The sequence below is a fragment of the Blautia sp. DFI.3.45 genome, from assembly GCF_020593505.1.
Classification (GTDB): Bacteria; Bacillota; Clostridia; order Lachnospirales; family Lachnospiraceae; genus Blautia_A; species Blautia_A wexlerae.
The window spans coordinates 42,804-61,716 of sequence record NZ_JAJDMI010000004.1; the positions used below are offsets into that span (position 1 = coordinate 42,804).

Sequence of the window (18,913 nt, forward strand, 5' to 3'; positions counted from 1 at the left end):
TCTCTACTTCTGCTGTTTTTTTGTCTTCCTGTAACAGAATGCACTGACTCCGGACATGATTGCAAAAATCCCCAGTACAATATACAAAGCCGTTTCTGTCTCATCTCCTGTACGTGGTTTGGAAGCAGTAGTATAAGCACTTCCGGACTTTGAGTCATATCCATAACTCTGGGAAGCCAGAGATGCCGGTTGCGGCGTAACTGTAACAATATTATCAGTTTCCTTTAATTCTACGTTTGCCTTAGATGTCATTGCCTGCGTACCAGTCTCATCAGATGTAACGATTACCTCATTGATCAATTCCTGACTTGCCATATATTGTGGAACAGTCACTGTGGCGTAAAGCGCAAAAGCCTCTCCCGGTGCGATCTGCGGAATCAGAGCCTGTGTGCCTGTGCTGTTTAATGTTACGCCCTCTTTCCTGACAAAGTTTGCCTGAATACCGGCATTTTGGAATCTTTCTGTACTGAGAACCGAATGAAGTGTCCGCTCACCTGTATTCCTGATGCAGATCTGATATGTGATCGTATCTCCCGGATATGCCTGTGTTCTGTCCGCAGTTTTCTCCACCTCAAAAGCCGCCTTTAATGCAATGACTTCTGTTTCGACTGATTTCTGACATCCAATACTTTCTTCCTTTCCCGGATATTTCGCTTTTACAGTTACTGTATGAATAAGCTCTCCTGCCTGCTCTTCTGTAAGCTGTACCGTCATCTGAAGATTTCTGATTTCTCCTGCCTTAAGACCTGAAATAATTCCCTGCATACCATTTGCAGTAAATCCCTCTTCCTGTTTCCATTCGGCTTTTATATTATCCTGAGAAAAAACACTGGATATCTCTATATTTTCCAGAGGTAATTCTCCTGTATTCTCTACAGACAATATATAAGTAAGATTCTGCCCTGCACGTACCTCTTTCGTCTCCTGCTGTAACCGGGCTGTGATCCCTGTTTTTGCCTCCTGTACGGAAAGCAGAGCTGAAGGAGTTTCTGCAACAGTCCGGGTTTCATCCCCTGATTTCATCCAGAAATACGCACCTGTCCCCTCCCAATCTTTGCAAAGCGGTGCATCCTGGCACAGAGGATAATCTGTTTTTACAGAAGAAATACGATATTCTTCACGCAGAGACACCGGCACTTTCATGGTAAAGATATCTGTTTCCGCATCTGAAAGTGCAGTCTCACAGGTCAGCTTTGTAATCTGGGTTGTCTCACCTTTCTTATTTTGTATCTGTACGGATTCAGCCTGCAGATCATTCTTTAACGCTTCTGCATTTACCTGAAAATATTCTGAAATATATACAGTCAGAAAATATCTGGTTTTATCTTCCCTGATCTCATTTTGGTTCTCCTGCTCACTCTGTTGTGTCTGTCCGGTTTCTGTGTCAAATCCTTCTGCGTTTTCTTCTGCCTTCCGATATTCTTCGCTTTCTATATCTTCTATATCTATTACTGCACTCTCTGATTCACACTCTGTATTTTCGGAATCCACTTCATCTGTCGTATTTTCTGCTGCTTCTGCTTCTCTCACTTCTCCATCCCATGTACTATTTTCCATCTGCAACTGTCCGTTCTCCGAAACAGTATTCTCCTGTTGACTTTTGTACAGTTCTTTCAGACCGCTCACTTCCAGTGTCAGTTCTGCCTGAAATTTCTCTTCATCGATCCACTGTGCACTCTGCTTTAAACCCACAGCAGGAACATATAACTCTGCAGCTTCAAATTCTGCTGCTGATACTGCTCCTGCTCCCAAAGTCCCGACAGCAGCCGTTATCATGACTGCTTTTTTTAACTGATTCCATATTCTTTTTTTCATTCTCTCATTCTCCTGAATTTTTATTCTATGTCATCTGAGGTACTTCCACTGTCAGAATGATATCGGTACAGTATCTTTCGAGATTATAAGTTCATATCCACAGACATACGCATCTCTCCTCTCTGTTTTGCACAATAAATAAGATTTTCAGAGTTTCTGCTCAGGATTCAAAACCATCTCCCGGACTATCAATAAATAATTGGAAATTTTTGCACCGGACCGGTGCGTGAAAATAAGAATACTGATAACGGCTGTTGCCGATGAATCTACTTTAGCATGTCTATGCTATAAAAACAAGATACCACTTTTTATTTTTCGTATTTGTTTATAATTCTTTTATAAATTTACCGATTGTTTCAGAAATTCGACATACTTTGAACATAATTTTCCCATATAATAGGTCTTGGATAGATGAAAAACCACTCTCTATCTCCCCCCTCAAAAAAACAAAACAGCTCTCACAGAAATGTGAGAGCTGTTTGTTTTTTGTTACTGTTCACTGGTAATATCCCGCGAGGTGTTTTTTGAGTTATTTTCTATTGCAATTCTACTGGCAGTCTTTTATAATGTAGGATATCAATATGATTGAATATTTATGATATCAGTGATAAAAAATTTCAAAAATCTTTATATATAAGATCACCCCGCTGATATCATATTTACAGAACATGAAAGAATCGAGGTAATTCCCATGAGCGAAAAAATTACAGTAGTTGCACTGGGCCACAGAGCATTAGGAACCACCTTACCGGAGCAGAAAATCGCTACAAAAAAAGCAGCCAAAGCTGTCGCAGATCTTGTAGAAGCCGGAAATCGTGTAGTCATTTCCCACAGTAACGGTCCACAGGTTGGAATGATCCACACAGCCATGAATGAATTTGGCAAAGCACATCCTGACTATACATTTGCACCTATGTCCGTATGTTCGGCAATGAGTCAGGGCTATATCGGATATGACCTCCAGACCGCAATCCGCGCAGAACTTATTTCCCGCGGTATTTATAAACCGGTAGCTACTATCCTTACACAGGTTGTCATTGATCCATATGATGATGCTTTCGCTGAACCTGAGAAGATCATCGGACGTGTCCTTACAGAAAAAGAGGCTGAAACTGAAGAAAGCAAGGGAAACTTTGTCACTAAACTGGCTGACGGCACTTATAAAAGAATCCTGGCAGCTCCGAAACCGCAGAAAATCGTAGAGCTTGAAACAATCCGCACACTTGTAGATGCGGGCCAGGTAGTAATCGCAGCAGGCGGCGGCGGAATCCCGGTTATGGAACAGGGAATCGATCTTCATGGTGCAAGTGCAATCATTGAGAAAGACCTTTCCAGCGGACTTCTTGCACAGGAATTAAATGCAGATACTCTTCTGATCCTTACCAGTGTTGAGAAAGTAAGTCTGAACCTCGGTCAGGACAATGAAGAATATCTTAATACAATTTCTGTAGATGATGCCAAGAAATATATGGCTGACAATCAGTTTGCCCCAGGCTCCATGCTTCCTAAATTCGAAGCCGGAATCTCTTTTATCGAAAAGGGAGATAACAGAAGAACGATCATCACAGATATTGCGCATGCAAAGGATGGATATTTCGAAAAAACCGGAACTATCATTAAATGATTCTATAGCAATCCTCGTAAATAATACATTTAAGAGGATTGCTATATTTTATCTGACAATACAAAAAGACATATACCAGAGCAATACATATCATCTTGCCGGTATATGTCTTTTAATTATCATATTATGATGTCAGATTCAAAAGTTTACCCCTGACCTGATATTACATAGATTTACGTTCCGCAATCTCTGCCATCTTCGCTTCGTTCAGACGAGTATCACCATGCACACGGCTGTAGGAAAGATATCCGTTCATACGGTCAATCTTTGTCAGATTCTTGGAACCGCAGACCGGACACACGTCCATTTCAAGTTCCTCATGTCCGCAGTCATCACAGTAAGCAAGAGAAAGATTTACTCCCTCATAATATCCCAAAGACATGGCTCTGCGGATCAGAGTACGTATTGCTTCACGATTATAATCGATCGGATAACGTACATACTGAATCTTACCGCCGTTGCACAACTCCCAGAAACGTCCCTCCAGATCCTGTTTTTCAATCGGAGTTACATCTTCAGTCACATGACAGTGGAAACTATTGCTTACATAAGGACGATCAGAAACCCCTTTCACAATGCCATACATCTTACGGAACTGTTCCACCTGCAGTCCACATAAACTCTCTGCCGGTGTTCCATAAATTGCATAAAGATAACCATCTTTCTCTTTAAATTCATTTACTTTCCTGTTGATATATTTCAGCACATCCAGTGCAAACTGCCCGTCTTCAGCAATGGATTTGCCATTGTAAAGTTCCTGGAGTTCATTTAATGCAGTGATTCCGAAGGATGCTGTCATTGGTTTCAGAATCTTGCCAATCTTTTCATTCGGTTTCAGATGTCCACCGTAAAATCCTCCCTCACAATATGCCAGCGGGTTGGTTGACGCACGCATCTGTCCCAGATAATCATAGGTACGGATATGCAGATTACGGATCATCTCAAGATAGAAATCCAGCACTTCGTAGAAATCCCTGCTCTCTGCTCTGGCTTTGGCAAGGATCATTGGAAGATGAAGGCTTACCGCACCGATGTTAAATCTTCCCACAAACACAGGAACATCCTTATCATCTGCCGGATACATACCGCCTCTCTCGTACCAGGGGCTCAAGAACGCACGACATCCCATAGGACTTATAACCTTTCCATACTGCTTGTACATACTGGAAATATATCCTTTTCCTGACATGGACAGCCAGTCCGGATACATAGTCTTGGCAGAACAGTCAACCCCTGCCTCAAATACATCCTCACTGATCTTGCCTTTTCCATGGATATTTTCATCATAAAGGAATACGATTTTCGGGAAGAGTACCGGTTTCTTGCGTCCTGCCTTACCCTGTCCGCCTTTATGCACTTCAAGAAGAGAAATACTTGCCATCTTCTCGAACTGCTTTATTCCAAGTCCAAGAGTTACAGTTACAAATGGATAATCCCCTCTGGAAGATCCGACTGTATTCAGCTTATACTCAATCCCCTGCCATCCCTGGTCAAAATCTCTGCGGACTTTGTCAAGCGCATACTCGATCGCACGTTCTTCACGTCCTGTCCAGCTCTCGTCAGAGTATTTCATAAATTCCTGGATATATTTATCGTAACTCTTCTGTGCATAAGGTGCAAGAATCTTGTCTACTTCCGGTACTGTGAATCCGCCATACTGCTGTGCAGCAGTGCTCAGGATAATATCACCCATAACATCAAACGCAGTATCCAGTGTCTTAGGCTCATTGTACCATACATTTCCCATCTCAAATCCGCCGCTGAGTACAGATGCCACATCAAAGAGACAGCAGTTCATGGTATCCAGACGTGCAGACTGGTCATGAATATAAATATAACCATCTTTACATGCCTGAAGTTCATTACGATTCATAAAAAATTTACGATAAAGCTCTTTGTTCAGTTCATTAAAGATCAGGCTTCGCTTTGTAGCTACAAGCGCACTGTCTGTATTGGCATTACTCTTATCACCAATATAACGGATTGCCTGACTCTTGGTATATACATCATCCATCATATGGATAAAGTCAAGTTTGTAATTTCTGTAATCGCGGTAGCTCTTAGCCACTGCCGGGTTCACTCTCTCAAGTGCTCCCTCTACGATGTTGTGCATCTCCTGGATCTCTATCTCATTCTTTCCCAGTGCCTCCGCATGTTCTTCCGCAAACTGGCAGATAAATTCCTTCTCTTTATCCGAAAATGTGTATAAAATTCTGGCTGCCGACTTATTTACTGCTGCTACGATCTTCTGTGAATTAAACTCTTCTCTCGTACCATCTTTCTTTATAACATATATCATACCTTTTGCTCCCATATACAATATATAGTATTTTTTTCTTTCATTCACCACAATTCTCTCTATATGTGGTACGTTTAACAAGTATAGCACAGTCTCTGACAAAAAGAAAGGGGCAAAAAATTATTCGTCATATTGCTGAATTTGATACATGGCAAGATAATTATCTTGACCATCCAGAGATACCACAGATACCTCATCCCCGGCATGTAATTCTATTTTCTCCTCGTGGTCTGCTTCGTCAAATTTTACAGTTTCATCTTTTCCTGAAGAACTTCTGATTTCCAGAGCAACCTTCTCCCAGCCGGACACTATCCTGTATTCTCCCGGATCTATTGTAAAATCATACCCCTGGTCACTGGCATCTATATCGCCAATCTCTGATGCAGTATCATCCGTTCTGACAATATAATTCTCTCCGGTGAACATATACCAGTCCGGATTGCCCCTCTGTTCATCCTGTCCGTTCTTTACTGCACTGATAGTCTCAGACCAGTCATCTGTCCAGTTATTCTCATTACTTTCATTATTTTCATTACTTTCATTATTCTTATTACTCTCATTTACTTCATCAGAACTGCTGTCATCAAAAATACTGTTGAGATCTATGTCAAACTCATCATAGATAAATTCTTCTATCCTGTATCCAATCGTATCCCAATTCTCTGCCATCTGACCTATTATTACCATCAGAATCAGCACAATGATCCAGAAAATTTTGCCTGCCTTGCCGCTCTTTTTCTTCTCACTTTTTGCTGTCTTTTTTCCGGTGCTGTATGTACGGGCAGTCTGTGCGCTGTACGACTGACCTGATGTTTTCTTTGTCCCTGATGTTTGTATTCTTGAAGTTTGTACTTTTGTATTTTGCGTTCTAATAGTCTGTGTTCTGGCAGACGAAGTTTTTGCAGCTTTGGGAACTGTTTTATTTCTGTCAGACAAAGGGATCTCGTTCTCTGCCATTGCTTTTTTCACCTTTGCCGAAGCATGACGATAGTGCTCTGAACGGTCTTCGTTCAGATGATACAGTTCCATATCATTTCTATATGGCATTCCACAATATTTACACCTGCCGTTTACAATTGGTCCATCACAGACCTGACACCTTTTTCCCATATATCTTCCCCCTAAGTTTTATATAAATTTAACGCTTCATTCATTTACACATTTATTTTAACATTTCGCCCCAATCTTGCAAAGCTGAAATTGTGTTACTGTTCGTTCTGTTCTCCGTAACCATAATATCCCGCGAGATACTTCCAAATGAACAGTAATAATTGTCAAACTACCATTTTCCTGTTATAATAGCGTGGGAAAAGATAATGGATATTCAGTAAACAACAATATTTTTTATCAGTTTGCCATAAAATATGCAAATACAGAAATTACAGGAGGAATCCACTCATGGAACAGATTAAAATTCCTGACGGGTATCAGTCATCTTTAAATCTTCACGATACCCAGATTGCCATTAAAACTGTGAAAGATTTCTTTCAGCAGACACTGGCTCAAAAACTGAATCTGCTGCGTGTTTCCGCTCCGGTATTCGTTAATCCGTCATCCGGTCTGAACGATAACTTAAACGGCGTGGAACGTCCGGTAAGCTTTGATATCAAAGGCCAGCCGGAGAATGCTGAGATCGTACACTCTCTCGCCAAATGGAAGAGATATGCATTACAGAAATATGGCTTTGCTCATGGTGAAGGACTTTACACAGACATGATCGCGATCAGAAGAGACGAGGATCTGGACAATATCCATTCCGTATACGTAGATCAGTGGGACTGGGAAAAGATCATCAGCAAGGAAGAACGCAACATGGACACACTTGTTTCCACAGTACGTGCTATCTACAGCGTTCTCCGCAAAACCGAAAAATACATGGCTGTTCAGTACGATTACATCGAAGAAATCCTTCCGAGAGAGATCGCATTTGTCAGCACCCAGGAACTGGTCGACATGTATCCTGATCTCACTCCAAAGGAACGTGAATACAAGATTGTCAAGGAAAAAGGTGCCGTATTCCTCATGCAGGTCGGCAAAACCTTAACCAACGGAGAACGTCATGACGGACGTGCACCGGACTACGATGACTGGGAATTAAACGGTGATATCCTTGTTTATTATCCTGTTCTCGACATTGCTCTGGAGCTTTCTTCCATGGGTATCCGCGTTGACGAGGATGCGCTTGACAGACAGCTTACCATCGCAGGATGTGATGACAGACGCGAACTTCCTTTCCAGAAAGCAATCTTTAACAAAGAACTTCCATATACTATCGGCGGCGGCATCGGCCAGTCCCGTATCTGTATGTTCTTCCTCAGAAAAGCACACATCGGTGAAGTACATGCTTCCCTGTGGCCGGAAGAAGTAATGAAAGAAGCAGCAGCAAAAGGAGTACAGCTTCTGTAAAAAAGCCGTAAACCTGGAATACTCAGAGATCACAGACACACAGATGTGTAAAAGATGTGTAAATACACAATGTATATCTGAGTGCCTTATCAGACAAATGTAACGGGGCGAATACAAAAGTGAATATTTTATTTTTTTTAACACCTAAAAGTGATGTAGCATATATATTTGAAAATGAGACTCTTCGTCAGACTCTTGAGAAAATGGAACACAGAAAATTTTCCTGCATTCCGCTTCTGAGTCTGGACGGGAAATATAAAGGAAGTATTTCCGAGGGTGATCTTCTCTGGGGAATGAAAACCTTAAATATTCCCGGACTGAAAGAAGCAGAGAGCATTTCCATTATGGCAATCCCGCGAAGAGCAACATATAAGGCAGTTCACGCAGATTCTGACATGGAGGATCTGCTGGACAAGGCAATCAACCAGAATTATGTTCCGGTTGTAGATGATCAGGGATACTTTATCGGCATCATCACCCGTAAAGAGATCATCAAATACTGCTACAAAGAACTGAAGAAATATATAAAAGCTTCAGATTCATAAAAAGAGCTGCCGCATTGCAATTTTTCAATTGCTGGTGTGCGCCCCGTCAAGTAGACAATTAAAAAAATATAGGTTTTTTGCTACCCAGATCATGCTGGGTAGCATTTTTATGCTGCCATAAGCATGTCATGGTATTCCATTGGAGTTAGAATACCGAGACCTCGTTGAGGTCTGTCGTTTCTGTAATAATCTATATATTCAACAATCGCGGAGACTAATTCTTCTCTACTATGAAACTTCTTCTTGTAATACATTTCTCGTTTTAAAATTCCCCAGAACCCTTCCATTGGACCATTGTCTGTACAATGAGCAACACGTGACATACTTTGAGTCATTCCAGCTTGTTCCAGTTTATGATGAAATGCCCTGGATGTATATTGGTAGCCCCTGTCACTATGAAAAATCGGCTTAGCATCTGGATTCAAGGTTACTGCCTGATCAAAAGTATCGAATACGAGTTGATTATTGTTCGAATCACCTAAAACATATGCTACAGGTCGTCGGTCACACAAATCTAAAATAACACTAAGATATAGTTTATGAATATCGTCGAAGGATGTGCCGTATTTGAACTCTGTAACATCGGTTACCCATTTTTCGTTTGGATTATCTGCATGAAAATTTCTGTTTAAAACATTCTCTGCGATGAAGCCTGGATTTCTGGAAGGTCTGGTACAACCATCATAACGATGTTTCAAAGTGGATTTTATCTGCTTTTTGCGACAGATTCGTAAGATACGTTTGTCGTTTACGTCGATTTTATCATCATGATATAATTTGTCGTTTAATCGGCGATATCCCATGTCCGGATGCTGCTTATGCAATTCTTCCAATCTTTCTGCCAACTTCTGATTCAATTTGTCATTATCACTTTCTTTATGGTTTAACCATTTATAATAGGCTGCTCTGGAAACATGCCCAATCTTACATAATGAGCAGATAGAAAATTTCGTTTCTTCATGAAGCTCTTTGATTGCCAGATAAGTATGTTCGTTTCTTATTCGGTTTAGCCCCGCCTCCTTTCGATCTCCTCTAATTTTTTTAAGAATGCCACCTCCATTTCAGCATGTTCTTTTTCAGCACGTAAGATTTTAACTTCAGCACGGAGTTTTTCTAACTCACTCATTGAATCTAGAGATTTTCTTTTTCCACGATTATCCTTTAGAGCTTCTACACCTTTTGATTCATATTTAATAGTATAGTTACGTGCCTGCTGATAGGATACCTGATATTCTTCGGCTGTTTCGGCATAATTATGATCATGTGCAATACAATACTGTACGATTTCGATCCTTTCATCAAATGTGGTTTTTCTGCCTGTGGTCATGATATTGTTTCCCCCTGTTCCAGAAGATTTTAATACTTCACAACCATTATACTTCTTTATCCACTTTTTGAGTTGAGTTCCAGAACGAATCTGATACTTTTTTAATATTTCTGGGAATGTAAACTCATGAGACAAGTAATCTCTAACAGCTGCCTCTTTAGTTTCTTTTGAATAACGAGTAGTTTTAGAACCGGTTTTCAAACCGCTCCATCCAAAGGTTTCATAAAGTCGTTTCCAATCTTTTAAGGAACCTTGATTAATATCATAACGTTTGCATATTTCTCTGAACCCATATGTTCCATCAATGTATTCAGAAACTATTTTGACTTTTTCTTCATAAGTAAATTTATGTTTGAATGCCATAAAGAAAGCTCCCTTCTAAATAAACAAGATTTTATTATTTCTCTTGTCTACTTAGAAGGGAGCATATCATGCTAATGCGGCAGTTCTTTTTATATTCTTTATAACGCCTCAGCAGACCTCAACAAAATTCCTGTTTTTCCTTTTTCTGTGCCAGAAGCTTTCCGAACAATGCTGCCAACACCTGCTGAAACAGAGTTCCGATCATTACCGGAAACATAACTTCACCCGGAAAATATGCAGCTGCGATCACCGCTCCTGCGCTGATATTGCGCATCCCGGTTCCATACATCATGGAAACCGCCGTACTGCGATCCTTTCGGAAGATATACGCCACAAACCAGCCGAGTGCATATCCGGAAGCAGCCAGGACAAGGATTGCCAGTGCAACCTTCACCCTCTGCATATTCATATCCCGGATATATGGTGCTACTTTGGAAGAATTGGACGTTACCACAAATATCAGTGCCAGCTTTGAAAAAGGCGCCAGCTTTCCCGGCCATGTTTCCATTACTTTTCCATCTGTGATCTGATTTAATACCATCGCAACAACAGCAGGAAGCGCAACCATAAATATCAGTTCCCGCATCATCCTGGCAGGATCTATGATCACCGCAGAGCCCAGCAGGATCTTCAGCGTAGCCGGGATCAGAAAAGGTGCCAGTACCGTATCCAGAACTACCAGAGACAACGACAGAGGACTGTTTCCATCATAAATCGTCACCCACATCAGACTTACCACTGCAGTGGGAACTGCAAACTCCAGTACCATTCCGGTGATCAGCTCCATGTTATTTCCAAAGAAAAGATGGCCTGCCCCGCAGGCTGCTGTCGGGATTACCACATGGACCAGAAGCATGATAATAAGCAGTGAGCCCGGATGTCGGAATACATTTGCCACATCTTTAAATCTTGACTTCAACGCCCCGGCAAATGTCATAAATGCAAATACGGCCGGCACATAAGGCAGACCGCATTTGGCAATATCAGGAAAGCACACCCCCAGCAACAGACAGGTCGGTGTCACCAGGGCCATCCATTTTTCTATAAAACTGTTAAATTTTCTCAGCATCTTATAAAACCTTTGAAAGGAAGTCTTTCAGTCTAGGATTCTTCGGATTCGCGAAAAATTCTTTCGGAGTATTCTCTTCCTGTATCTTACCGTCATCAATAAAAAGAACTCTTGTTGCCACTTCTCTTGCAAATCCCATCTCATGAGTAACTACAACCATGGTCATACCTGACTGCGCAAGTTCTTTCATCAATTCCAGAACCTCACCTACCATCTCAGGGTCAAGTGCGGAAGTTGGCTCATCAAAAAGCATCACATCCGGATTCATGGCAAGAGAACGTGCAATGGCAATACGCTGTTTCTGCCCGCCCGAAAGCATATCCGGATATGCATTGGCTTTGTCAGGAAGCCCTACACGTGCCAGAAGCTCGTCTGCTTTCTTTGAAGCTTCCTCCTTTGTCATCAGCTTCAGTTCTACAGGTGCCAGCATAATATTCTGTTTTACCGTTTTATGCGGAAAAAGATTAAACTGCTGGAATACCATTCCAATCTTCTGACGGTGTCTGTTAATGTCAACCTTCGGATCTGTAATATCAGTTCCTTCAAAGAGGATCTGTCCGCCTGTCGGAACCTCCAGAAGATTCAGTGATCTCAGGAAAGTAGATTTACCGGAACCGGAAGGACCAATGACGGCTACTACTTCTCCCTGACAGATATCTGTTGTTATTCCATCGAGAACCTGATTTGTACCAAAAGCTTTCTTCAGATCCTTTACCTGGATCAGTACATTCTTATCGCTCACTGGTTCTTAATCTCCTTTCCAGTTTATTCATCCCCCATGTAAGGATTCCAACGATCACAAGGTAAATCGCTGCTGCTGCCATCAGAGGCCAGAACGCATTGTATGTACGGCTCTGGATCAGCATAGCTCCTTTTGTCAGGTCCATCATACCGATATAACCGATGATGGATGTCTCTTTGATCAGCACGATAAATTCATTTACCAGCGCAGGAAGTACATTCTTAAATGCCTGCGGGATAATGATCAGTCGCATGGTCTGGCTGAAATTCAGACCAAGGCTTCGTCCTGCCTCTGTCTGTCCCTGGTCAATGGACATGATACCGGAACGGACAATCTCAGCTACATAGGCACCTGAGTTGATACCAAAGGCAAGTCCGCCTACAATGATCTTGTTAATGCTTACAGCACCAAAAATTACAAAATTCATGATCAACAGCTGGATCATGGTTGGTGTTCCACGAATTACAGTCAAATAAACTCTGCAGATCGCATTGAGGATCTTAAAGGAGCCTGACTTATCGTGCGCAGAACGGATGATTGCTACAAGGAAACCGATGATCAGACCTACAATTACCGCAAATACTGTGATAATAAGAGTTGTTTTCAGACCATCCAGAAGCCAGAGATAGCGGTCATCTTTAATAAAGTTCAGATAAAAATCTTCTTTTACATTCGCTAATATCATAGGATTATTCATAAAAACCTCTGTTCCGAAAAGAGAGCTGTTGGCAAATCGTCAACAGCTCTGTTATTTGTTATTTTAATACTTATTTCTTTACAATAATTACCTGGCTTGCATCTGCATAGGTATCTGTAAAGTCAACGCTTGATTTACGGTCTTCTGTTACAGTCATACCAGCTGCACCGAAGTCTGCTTTGCCGGACTGTACGGCCGGAAGGATGGAATCGAATTCCATATCTTCAATTTTCAGTTCATATCCAAGCTTATCACAGATTGCCTGAGCGATATCAGCATCGATACCAACGATATCATCACCTTCATGATATTCATATGGTTCGAACTCAGCGTTAGTAGCCATTACCAGAGTTCCATTGGAACGGTCAACATCTTCCGGTGATTCATATGGAGTCTTACCGGCATCCTCACCAATGTAATTGTCCATGATGCTGTCGATAGTTCCATCCTCTTTCAGATCCTTGAGAGCTCCGTTAATCTTGTCAAGAAGTTCATCATTGCCTTTCTTTAAACAGATTGCATATTCTTCTTCCTCGAATGGCTCATCCAGAATCTTGAGATCATCATTATTCTCAACAAATTTCTGAGCCGGCTGTGAATCGATGATCACACAGTCGATCTGTCCTGCCTTTAATGCCTGAACAGCTTCACTTCCCTTGCTGTAACGTTCTACTGTAGAACCATCTTTCTCATAATCAGATGCATCAAGGTCACCTGTTGTACCAAGCTGAACACCGATTGTTGCTCCTGCAAGATCATCTTTGGATTCAACTTTCTGAGCTGCGGATACGCTTCCTGCCATGGAAAATACCATTACTGCACTGAGTGCAAGAGCTGCAAATCTCTTTTGATCTTTCATCTTTTTTCCTCCTCGCATCCGAAAGTATATCTACGGCTGCCATCTTTTTACCTTCTTCAGGCAACAGCGTATAATTATGCGTTTCGGTTGTATATTTTTGTTTTTAATTTTAACATACTTTCTATAAAATGCAAGGTAAAACTTGAATAACAGATATATTTTCCATATAATGTATAATACATAACTGTTCCGGGAAGGGCAAAATGTTTTTTTACATGAAGATCACAGAAAAACTTTCCCGGTAAAAGATTCGTAATTTTCACTTTTTCATAACATTTTTTCTATATGATACAAGAGGTGTATAAATATTTAACCAAATAAGGAGGCTTTTCTGATGAAATTTACAAAAATGCATGGTATTGGAAATGATTACGTATATGTAAACTGTTTTGAGGAAACTGTGGAAAATCCTTCCGCAGTAGCCAGATATGTCAGTGACCGTCACTTTGGTATCGGTTCCGACGGACTGATCCTGATCAAGCCATCCAAAATCGCAGACTGCGAGATGGATATGTATAATCTTGACGGTTCCCAGGGTGCCATGTGCGGAAACGGTATCCGCTGTGTTGCCAAATATGCCTATGACTACGGCATCGTAAACAAAGAACATATTTCTGTTGCTACAAAAAGCGGCATCAAATATCTGGATCTTACTGTAGAAAACGGAAAGGTATCCCAGGTTAAGGTAAATATGGGTTCTCCGATCCTGACCGCCAGACAGATTCCGGTAGTGTCAGAGAAGGAGGAAGTTATCAATGAACCTCTGGATGTAAACGGAAAAATCTATTACATAACCGCTGTTTCCATGGGAAATCCCCACGCTATTGTTTATATGGATGATATTGACCATCTGGATATTGAAAAGATCGGCCCGGCTTTCGAGAATCATGTTGCATTTCCGGATCGTGTAAACACTGAATTTGTAGAAGTGATCGATGAACATACTGTAAAAATGCGTGTATGGGAACGCGGTTCAGGCGAAACTCTTGCCTGCGGCACAGGTGCATGTGCGGTAGCAGTCGCTTCTGTTCTGAACGGACATGTAGACGGTGACAGTCCTGTCACTGTAAAACTTCTCGGCGGTGACCTGCAGATTTTCTGGAACAGACAGGAGAATCTTGTTTACATGACAGGCCCGGCTGCCACAGTATTTGACGGTGAAATTGATGTAAGCTTTCTGAAATAAAAAACTGTCTGAAACTGCAGCAAATAACAGACAGCTTATCTGCTTCAGCTGCCGGTCACAATATTACGCAACAAAAAACGGATACACACCATTCAGCTGTGGTTATGTATCCGTTTTTTATCAACTTTTACACTGCAAATTCCAGTATTCTTTCCACAATAAATACCGCAGCACATGCGAATAACGCAACTGTAAGAAGACTTTTCTCCTTATATGCCGCGATCAGTGCCACAATAAATCCCACAGCAGCCGAGATCACACTGTCTGTGGCAAAAAGGATCGCTGGAAATGTCATAGCTGCCAGACATGCGTAGGGAACATAGTACAGAAATGATCTGATAAACGGACTTGTGATCTCTTTTCTGGAAAGAGCAAGCGGGAGCATACGGATCAGATATGTAACTGCTGCCATTACCAGAATGTAAATATAAATATTATGACTCATGAACACCCTCCTCCTCTTTCTCATCCTCTATCGGACAGAAGTATGCGGCAGCCCCTGCCACGATCAGTGTAGTAATAATGATCACAAAACCTGACGAAACCTCCGACAGAAACGGAATCACTTTAAACAAAGTGCTGATCAGCATTGCTGCCACGACAACTGCCAGTACTGCCTTATTCTGCTTTGCCGGAGGAATAATAATTGCAAGGAACATACCGTAAATAGCCACGCTGAGTGCACTCATCATAAAATCCGGAAGAAGATTTCCGGAAATTGCTCCTGCCAGGGTTCCAAGTACCCATCCCGGGATTGCCACACACATGGCACCATAATTATAAAATGCGCTTACCTTTCCGGGCTGACTGGCACTGATCCCGAAAATCTCATCCGTCACACCAAATGCTGCAATATAGCGGTGAACCAAAGATTCATCTCTTCTGAATTTCTGAGCAAGGGAAAATGACATCAGACAATATCTCAGATTAATGATCAGCTGTGTCAGTGCCATCTCCCAGTAAGAGCCGCTCATTACCATGATCTCAAGTCCTGCAAACTGCCCTGCTGAAGTCACGTTTGTCAATGAGATCAGCACAGCCTGCCAGATACTCAGTCCATCAGCAACTGCCATCATGCCAAATGTAAACGATACAGCAAAATATCCCAGTCCTATGGGAATACCATCCTTAACTCCTTTTCTGAAGCTTTCACTTCTCATGTTTCTCTCCTCCTGTTACCTTTTGTGATCCTTTGATAACTGTTTAACTCTTTCACAGCTACAACTTTCGTATTTACTGATACACACAGATAACCCGGAGAACAGTATTCTGTCTCCGGGTTTCAGTCAGGATTATCTGATCTGTTTTATTGCATATGCATAAATTCTCTTATAAGTCCTCATAGAATAATGAACACCATCATCTGTATAACCGCGAAATTCACAGCGAGTCGTATAACCACATCTCATCAGATAAGAATAACTGTTGATCCATGTAAAATTCCCGTTCAGTCTCTGTCTGAGTCTGTTATTAAATCCGCGGATCTCAGACTCCTTCCGCGTGGATTTCATTGCCGTATTACATGGATTCACAGACATATAAAATAATTCACAGTTCCTGGCAGTCAGCTTTCTGGATAATCCATTCATATAAGAAGCATAGTCTGACGCAACAGAATCATAACTGATGGACTCCCTGTTTTTGTGGATCAGGTCATTTACTCCCAGATTGAAAATAACTGCCACCGGCTTCGCATTATCATCCATCCCGCTTATTTCATTCAGCAGTTCCTTTTCTCCGTATTTTTTCATCCAGTCAAGCCCTTCTCCTGTCTTGCATACAAATCCAACTTTCTTTAAACTGTCAGAACTGCATTGCTGCTTCAGAGTACTGCGAAGCATTGCTGTGCGGGAATCTCCCACAAAAATAATCTTATCATATTTCTCCACACTGTCCGCAAGACCGCCTGCATAAATATCCGGTTCCTGATTCCATTTATACTTCACCGGATAAAGATGAATATTTTTCGTAACCTGAATTTTCTGATATGCCTGATACATTGGATTACAGGTCTGTCCGGGAACTGTTGACCATCCCAGAAATGTATATCCCCTCTTATTCACTTCCACAGGAAGAATCACAGAACCACCGCTTTTCACTTTCTTTTTTGTGATTCCTCCTGAAGTCTCTATTGTAACTGTTTTCGTGGATGTTTTTTTCTTTTGCACTGTTGAATTCTTAGCAGTCTGCATTATTGCCGCCTGTGCTGCAGACGGGGGTGCTGCACATATTAATACACACGCCAGAAAAAATAATAACATTCTTCTTACACACATCTGTCTCTTCTGTTTTCTCATTATTGCCTTCTTTTATGATTTCATATATTATCTGTTATTTTTACCGGTACTTACAGCAATTTCGCTGTCTTTTCTCTTCACCATACTACTTCCCAGTCAATTTGACCAAACAGTTGTATTTCAGTTTACATCATCTGATAGAAACAGTCAACAGTCTTCGCCACTGCCTTTACATTCTTTACAGACTCCATACAAAATAGAATTCTTACACTGCAGGGTAAATCCATGACTTTCTTCAATATGATGAGAAATTTCTTCCATAAAATGACATTCCAGATGAATGATCTTTCCACATTTTACACACTTCAGGTGCAGATGCTGTTCACATCCCCGTCCCGGTTCTACATACTGATAAGCAGCCTGGCAACCTTTCTCTGCAACATATTTGATCACAGTTCCATCCTTTGCAAGCTTGTCCAGATAGCGGTAAATGGTTGTGATATTTACCTCACTGTCATGTTTCTTCAGATACTCATCCACATCAGCAGCTGTAACCGTATGGTCATTACTGTTTTTCAAATATTCAAGTATTTTTCTGCGGCTTGCTGTCGCATAACTGCTTCCTGCCATAATTTTATCATTCCTCCTAAAATCAGCTTCTTCTGACAGAGCAGACTCGGTTAATCAGAAAACAATTCCTGCAAATTCAATAATAATTCCCCAGAATACACCAAGTCCATAAAGTACTCCCACAATTTTCAGATTCTGAACCCTGTCTCTGTTCAAACGAAACAGAATCAGAAGCCCAACTCCTGCATTTACAAGAAGTCCCGCCATCATCGCCCCGGCTCCGATAATATGATCCAGATATAACTGGGTGATCACTACAGAAGAAGCGCAGTTGGGAATCAGTCCCACTAAAGCTGCGATCAGTTCACCTGCAATCGGTGTTCCTGTAAAAAGTCCTGCCAGTGTCTCTTCTCCGACTAATCCAATGATAATATTTAAAGCAAGAGAAATCAAGAAAATGTACACAAAAACTTTTAATGTGTGAAATGCTGCTGAAGAAATAACTCCATGTTCACAATGGCAGCGTTCTTCTTCACAGATTTCATGAATATCCACATCAGGTTCCTGTTTCTTCAGAATATGTGTGTAAACATACTCCAGCACCAGGCCGGAAAGTATTCCGATCACCGCTTTGCAGGTCAGGATTTTCACAATTGTAACTACAGGAACTGCATTGGAGATCATGATCGGAAACATTTCATCTGAAGTAGACAGATACACCGCGATCAAAGTTCCCACTGTGATCACACGTCCGGCAAAAAGGCTGGATGCCGCTGCCGAAAATCCACACTGTGGGATCACTCCCAGAAGTCCACCCCATACCGGTCCGAATTTTCCGGCTGTACGGATTCTCTTTCGTGCTGCCGCACCTGTCTTATGCTCCATCCATTCCATAAACAGATAAGTAAGAAAAAGAAAGGGTAGCAGCTTGATGCTGTCTATTACTGAATCTAATATAATCTCTGACATATAGTTCTCCTTATATTTGCACTTTATTTGTATTTGCAACTCATTTACATTTGCAACTTATTTGCATTTCTGTATTATATAGTATTTTTATAATTTGTCAAGTCTGTAAACCATACAATTGAAACATTCCAAAAAAAGACGTTACTGTTCACTCCGTTCACAGTAACGTAGCCAAAATTCATTCCAGATTGCCTGCGGCAATGGA

Annotated in this window: 18 protein-coding genes; 4 read left to right on the top strand and 14 right to left on the bottom strand. The window is 41.4% G+C overall.

Annotation, left to right across the window (positions count from 1 at the left end):
• Nucleotides 1-3: 3 nt before the first annotated feature.
• Complete coding sequence (locus tag LJE09_RS02410; RefSeq protein ID WP_195981066.1) at nucleotides 4-1,815, bottom strand: DUF7507 domain-containing protein; 1,812 nt, start codon at nucleotides 1,813-1,815, stop codon at nucleotides 4-6.
• A gap of 691 nt (nucleotides 1,816-2,506) precedes the next feature.
• Between LJE09_RS02410 and arcC the strand changes: the two genes are divergently transcribed.
• Nucleotides 2,507-3,439, top strand: a complete 933-nt coding sequence (arcC, locus tag LJE09_RS02415; RefSeq protein WP_118613483.1) for a carbamate kinase — start codon at nucleotides 2,507-2,509, stop codon at nucleotides 3,437-3,439.
• A 163-nt stretch (nucleotides 3,440-3,602) separates the two neighbouring features.
• On the opposite strand, the gene nrdD is transcribed toward arcC, so the two are convergent.
• Both nrdD and LJE09_RS02425 read right to left on the bottom strand, forming a co-directional pair.
• On the bottom strand, nucleotides 3,603-5,738 hold the full coding sequence (nrdD, locus tag LJE09_RS02420; protein ID WP_020993622.1) for an anaerobic ribonucleoside-triphosphate reductase: 2,136 nt from the start codon (nucleotides 5,736-5,738) through the stop codon (nucleotides 3,603-3,605).
• A 120-nt stretch (nucleotides 5,739-5,858) separates the two neighbouring features.
• Nucleotides 5,859-6,848: a hypothetical protein gene (locus LJE09_RS02425; protein ID WP_055059325.1), complete on the bottom strand. Its 990-nt coding sequence runs from the start codon at nucleotides 6,846-6,848 to the stop codon at nucleotides 5,859-5,861.
• Nucleotides 6,849-7,136: 288 nt separating this feature from the next.
• On the opposite strand from LJE09_RS02425, the gene asnA reads away from it, so the two are divergent.
• Nucleotides 7,137-8,144, top strand: coding sequence for an aspartate--ammonia ligase (gene asnA / locus LJE09_RS02430; RefSeq protein WP_008706487.1), 1,008 nt, complete (start codon nucleotides 7,137-7,139; stop codon nucleotides 8,142-8,144).
• A gap of 119 nt (nucleotides 8,145-8,263) precedes the next feature.
• Nucleotides 8,264-8,689: a CBS domain-containing protein gene (locus LJE09_RS02435; RefSeq protein WP_055059324.1), complete on the top strand. Its 426-nt coding sequence runs from the start codon at nucleotides 8,264-8,266 to the stop codon at nucleotides 8,687-8,689.
• 107 nt (nucleotides 8,690-8,796) lie between these two features.
• Here the strand turns inward: LJE09_RS02435 and LJE09_RS02440 are convergent, their stop codons facing one another.
• The 6 genes from LJE09_RS02440 to LJE09_RS02465 form a co-directional block, all read right to left on the bottom strand.
• Nucleotides 8,797-9,738: an IS3 family transposase gene (locus LJE09_RS02440; RefSeq protein WP_173899648.1), complete on the bottom strand. Its 942-nt coding sequence runs from the start codon at nucleotides 9,736-9,738 to the stop codon at nucleotides 8,797-8,799.
• Nucleotides 9,696-10,379, bottom strand: a complete 684-nt coding sequence (locus LJE09_RS02445) for a helix-turn-helix domain-containing protein (protein ID WP_117627662.1) — start codon at nucleotides 10,377-10,379, stop codon at nucleotides 9,696-9,698. Before LJE09_RS02445 ends, LJE09_RS02440 begins: the two co-directional genes overlap by 43 nt.
• Nucleotides 10,380-10,497: 118 nt before the next feature.
• Nucleotides 10,498-11,448: a bile acid:sodium symporter family protein gene (locus LJE09_RS02450; protein WP_055052694.1), complete on the bottom strand. Its 951-nt coding sequence runs from the start codon at nucleotides 11,446-11,448 to the stop codon at nucleotides 10,498-10,500.
• Nucleotide 11,449: 1 nt separating this feature from the next.
• Nucleotides 11,450-12,190 carry an amino acid ABC transporter ATP-binding protein gene (locus tag LJE09_RS02455; protein WP_025578180.1) on the bottom strand — a complete coding sequence of 247 codons (741 nt, stop codon included), beginning with the start codon at nucleotides 12,188-12,190 and terminating at the stop codon, nucleotides 11,450-11,452.
• Entirely contained in the window at nucleotides 12,180-12,887 is a 708-nt protein-coding gene (locus tag LJE09_RS02460; protein ID WP_022380491.1) for an amino acid ABC transporter permease, read from the bottom strand. The genes LJE09_RS02455 and LJE09_RS02460 overlap by 11 nt, the downstream gene beginning before the upstream one ends.
• Before the next feature lie 70 nt (nucleotides 12,888-12,957).
• Nucleotides 12,958-13,746: a transporter substrate-binding domain-containing protein gene (locus LJE09_RS02465; RefSeq protein WP_022380492.1), complete on the bottom strand. Its 789-nt coding sequence runs from the start codon at nucleotides 13,744-13,746 to the stop codon at nucleotides 12,958-12,960.
• 334 nt (nucleotides 13,747-14,080) lie between these two features.
• On the opposite strand from LJE09_RS02465, the gene dapF reads away from it, so the two are divergent.
• Nucleotides 14,081-14,932, top strand: coding sequence for a diaminopimelate epimerase (gene dapF, locus LJE09_RS02470; protein WP_055052695.1), 852 nt, complete (start codon nucleotides 14,081-14,083; stop codon nucleotides 14,930-14,932).
• Between the two features lie 127 nt (nucleotides 14,933-15,059).
• Here dapF and LJE09_RS02475 read toward each other — a convergent pair whose 3' ends face one another.
• The 5 genes from LJE09_RS02475 to LJE09_RS02495 all read right to left on the bottom strand — a co-directional run bounded on the left by LJE09_RS02475 (nucleotide 15,060) and on the right by LJE09_RS02495 (nucleotide 18,708).
• Entirely contained in the window at nucleotides 15,060-15,377 is a 318-nt protein-coding gene (locus LJE09_RS02475; protein WP_008706474.1) for an AzlD domain-containing protein, read from the bottom strand.
• On the bottom strand, nucleotides 15,367-16,092 hold the full coding sequence (locus LJE09_RS02480; protein ID WP_025578184.1) for an AzlC family ABC transporter permease: 726 nt from the start codon (nucleotides 16,090-16,092) through the stop codon (nucleotides 15,367-15,369). The genes LJE09_RS02475 and LJE09_RS02480 overlap by 11 nt, the downstream gene beginning before the upstream one ends.
• 132 nt (nucleotides 16,093-16,224) lie before the next feature.
• Nucleotides 16,225-17,229 (bottom strand): InlB B-repeat-containing protein, encoded by a 1,005-nt coding sequence (locus tag LJE09_RS02485; protein ID WP_008706471.1) that lies wholly within the window; start codon nucleotides 17,227-17,229, stop codon nucleotides 16,225-16,227.
• Nucleotides 17,230-17,376: 147 nt separating this feature from the next.
• Nucleotides 17,377-17,799, bottom strand: a complete 423-nt coding sequence (locus LJE09_RS02490; RefSeq protein ID WP_008706467.1) for a Fur family transcriptional regulator — start codon at nucleotides 17,797-17,799, stop codon at nucleotides 17,377-17,379.
• Nucleotides 17,800-17,853: 54 nt separating this feature from the next.
• On the bottom strand, nucleotides 17,854-18,708 hold the full coding sequence (locus LJE09_RS02495) for a putative manganese transporter (RefSeq protein WP_118633392.1): 855 nt from the start codon (nucleotides 18,706-18,708) through the stop codon (nucleotides 17,854-17,856).
• Between the last annotated feature and the right edge of the window lie 205 nt (nucleotides 18,709-18,913).